This window comes from Faecalibacterium sp. DFI.5.82 (assembly GCF_029076575.1).
Lineage (GTDB): Bacteria > Bacillota > Clostridia > Oscillospirales > Ruminococcaceae > Faecalibacterium > Faecalibacterium duncaniae.
In genome coordinates, this window is sequence record NZ_JARFIS010001235.1 from 1 (window position 1) to 220 (window position 220).

General features: G+C 54.5%; 1 protein-coding gene. It reads left to right on the plus strand.

Annotated elements, in window-relative coordinates:
- Window positions 1-220: hypothetical protein (locus P0G09_RS20860; RefSeq protein ID WP_275253636.1), on the plus strand; the 220-nt coding region annotated here is incomplete at both ends.

Here is a 220-nt window from a genome sequence, read left to right on the forward strand (position 1 = left end):
TCCGGCATGGTGGAGAGTTTTTCTTTTACCAGTCTGGCAGAAAAGATCCTTTCCACCGAGGGCCGCATCTACCGTGAGCTGGGGGATGCCCTGTCCGGCATGGTGGAGAGTTTTTCTTTTACCAGTCTGGCAGAAAAGATCCTTTCCACCGAGGGCCGCATCTACCGTGAGCTGGGGGATGCCCTGTCCGGCATGGTGGAGAGTTTTTCTTTTACCAGTC